We start from the raw sequence: 3,034 nt of genomic DNA, 5'->3' as shown, positions 1-3,034 counted from the left end.
TGGAAGGGCTGATGGCGCTGGCCGGCGCCGCCCGCCCCGCCCCGGCCACCGGCCCGCGCGACTCGGCGCTGCGGCAGGCCCGCACCTGCTACGACCATCTGGCCGGGCGGCTGGCGGTGGCCATCGCCGATTCGCTGGTGACGCGCGGGCACCTGCTGCTGGAAGGGGATGGCGCGGAGATCACGCCCGCCGGCACCGAATTCCTGCATGGGCTGGGGGTGGAGGCCAAACCCTCCCGCCGCCTGCTCTGCCGCCCCTGCCTGGACTGGAGCGAGCGGCGCCCGCATCTGGCCGGGGCGATCGGCGCCGCGCTCTGCGCCCGCTGCCTGGACATGGGCTGGCTGCGGCGGCGGGAAGGCACCCGGGCGCTGCTGATCACCCCGGCCGGGGAGCAGGGCTTCCGCGCCCGCTTCGGGGTGGAGTTGCGGCCTGGCTGAAAGCGCGCTCTTGCCATTTGCCCCGCGCTGGTCCTACCACGCCGCGCGCCATGCTGTAGGCGCGGTGCCACAGGAAGGATGCTTGCCATGAACTGGATCAGCGAATGGGCGCTGCCGAAGATCCAGACCTGGCTCGGCCGCAAGGAAGTGCCGGACAACCTCTGGCACCAGTGCCCGGCCTGCAACCAGATGATCTTCCACAAGGATCTGGAGCGCAGCCTGCATGTCTGCCCGCATTGCGGCCACCACATGCGCATCGCGGCCAGCCAGCGCATCGAGTACACGCTGGACGAGGGCTTCCAGCGCATCGAGCTGCCCCGCGCGCCCGCGGACCCGCTGCGCTTCCGCGACCAGCGCCGCTACGCGGACCGGTTGAAGGAAGCCCAGGCGAAAGCCGGCATGGATGACGCGGTGGTGGTGGCCCATGGCGCCATCGACGGCCACCGTGCCGTGGTCGCGGCCTTCGAATTCGGCTTCATGGGCGGCTCCATGGGCGCCGGCGTGGGCGAGGCCATCGTCACCGCCGCCAAGCTGGCCGTGCTGCAGGACGCACCGCTGATCGTTTTCACCGCCTCCGGCGGCGCGCGCATGCAGGAAGGCGCCGTGAGCCTGATGCAGATGCCGCGCACGGTCATCGCGACGCAGATGGTCAAGGAAGCCGGCCTGCCCTTCATCGTGGTGATGGCGGACCCGACCACCGGCGGCGTCACCGCCTCCTTCGCCATGCTGGGCGACATCCATATCGCCGAGCCCAATGCGTTGATCGGCTTCGCCGGCGCCCGCGTGATCGAGCAGACGGTGCGGGAAAAGCTGCCCGAAGGCTTCCAGCGCGCCGAATACCTGCTGGAGCACGGTATCCTGGACATGGTGGTGCACCGTGGCGAGATGCGCGCCTCCCTGGCGCGGGTCATCTCCCTGCTGCGGGACAAGCGCCCGGCCGAGCCTGCCGAGGCCGCCGAGGAACCGGCCGCCCCGCCCGCCGCCAACGCCTGAACGGACCGACCATGGGGCGCTCGGAAGCCATCATCGACCGGCTGCACAGCCTGCACCCGAAGCTGATCGACCTCAGCCTGGAGCGGCTGCAACGCCTGCTGGCGGCATTGGGCCACCCGGAGCGGAACCTGCCGCCGGTGATCCATGTCGCCGGCACCAATGGCAAGGGCTCGGTCTGCGCCTTCCTGCGCGCCATCGCCGAGGCGGCGGGGCAGCGGGTGCATGTCTATACCTCGCCGCATCTGGTGCGCTTCCATGAGCGCTTCCGCCTCGCCGGCCGGCTGGTGACGGAAGAAGCCCTGGCGGCGGCGCTGGAGGAGGTGGAGGCTGTCAATGCCGGCCAGCCCATCACGGTCTTCGAGGTGACGACGGCGGTGGGCATCCTGCTCTTCAGCCGGGTGCCGGCAGACCTGCTGGTGCTGGAGGTCGGGCTCGGCGGCCGCTACGACGCCACCAATGTGGTGGACCACCCCGTGGCCTGCGCCATCGCCAGCATCTCCATGGACCACATGGACTTCCTGGGGAACACGCTGGCCGCCATCGCGGCCGAGAAGGCCGGCATCATCAAGCCCGGCGTGCCCGTGGTCACCGGCTATCAGGAACCCGAAGCCCGGGCCGAGCTGGATGCCGAGGCCACCGCCCAGGGTGCCCCGCTGCATGAGCGCGGCGGCGCCTGGACCGTGCAGCTCAACGAGGACGGGCTGCGCTATGCCGACCCGCGCGGCGTGCTGCACCTGCCGCCGCCCGCCCTGCCCGGCCCGCACCAGGCGGAGAATGCCGGGATCGCCATTGCCGCCCTGCGCGCCTGGAACCCTTCCTGGCTGAGTGACGCGGCCATCGCCGCCGGCCTTTCCACCGCCGCCTGGCCCGCCCGCCTGCAACGCCTGCACGGTGCCCTGGCCGCGCTGCTGCCGCCCGGCTGGGAGCTGTGGCTGGATGGCGGCCATAATGCCGGGGCTGGGCAGGCACTGGCCGCCCATCTGCCCAACTGGGCCGACCGCCCGCGCCACCTCGTGGTGGGCATGAAGAAGGGCAAGGAATCGGGCGCCTTCCTGCGCCCGCTGCTGCCGCTCGCCGAGTCGCTCTGGGCCGTGGCCGAGCCCGGCCAGCACCTGGCCATGACGGTGGAGGAGATCGTCGCCGCATCCGGCGGCATGGCGCACCCTGGGCCACATGTGGCGGATGCCCTGCGCGCCATCGCCGCTTCAGGCGGAGAGCCGGGGCGCGTGCTGATCTGCGGCAGCCTGTATCTGGCGGGCGAAGTGCTCAAGGCGGACGGGACAGCCGTCGATTGAAGAGGTTGGGGGAATGAATTCCCCCCCGCAAACGTATACGTTTGCGCCCCTTCTTTATCTTTTCCAGTTCTCGGATGCGCCTGCGGCGGCACCCTTGCACGCCAAAGGGCTGAGCCCTCCGGCGGCTGCGGGTTCAGCCCGCATGGCCTTCATTGAAAAAGCCCAGGCGACCGACCGGTCGTCTGGGCTCCAACTCGAAAAAAGAAGATAGGGGTCCGGGGGAATTCCTTCCCCCGGCCTTTCCTCAGCCCTGCGCGTCCGGCGAGACGATGATGCAGGCGCCCTGCGTCCGCAGCTTCTCGCAGGCCG

General features: G+C 70.9%; 2 protein-coding genes and 1 pseudogene. All 3 read left to right on the top strand.

The annotated features are described in order from the left end of the window. A pseudogene (locus IBL25_RS25400) lies at positions 1-437 on the top strand (ArsR/SmtB family transcription factor); the annotation flags it as partial. A gap of 87 nt (positions 438-524) precedes the next feature. Beyond that, on the top strand, positions 525-1,430 hold the full coding sequence (accD, locus tag IBL25_RS25395) for an acetyl-CoA carboxylase, carboxyltransferase subunit beta (RefSeq protein WP_187781233.1): 906 nt from the start codon (positions 525-527) through the stop codon (positions 1,428-1,430). An 11-nt stretch (positions 1,431-1,441) separates the two neighbouring features. Then, positions 1,442-2,725: a bifunctional folylpolyglutamate synthase/dihydrofolate synthase gene (locus IBL25_RS25390; RefSeq protein WP_187781232.1), complete on the top strand. Its 1,284-nt coding sequence runs from the start codon at positions 1,442-1,444 to the stop codon at positions 2,723-2,725. Positions 2,726-3,034: the final 309 nt, after the last annotated feature.

Origin of the sequence: Pseudoroseomonas ludipueritiae, assembly GCF_014490445.1 — a bacterium.
Taxonomy (GTDB): Bacteria; Pseudomonadota; Alphaproteobacteria; order Acetobacterales; family Acetobacteraceae; genus Pseudoroseomonas; species Pseudoroseomonas ludipueritiae.
This window is presented reverse-complemented; position numbering and strand designations above follow the sequence as displayed.

Coding starts and splice junctions, on each gene's coding strand:
- accD (WP_187781233.1), top strand. CDS start 525: ATGAACTGGATCAGCGAATGGGCGCTGCCGAAGATCCAGACCTGGCTC.
- IBL25_RS25390 (WP_187781232.1), top strand. CDS start 1,442: ATGGGGCGCTCGGAAGCCATCATCGACCGGCTGCACAGCCTGCACCCG.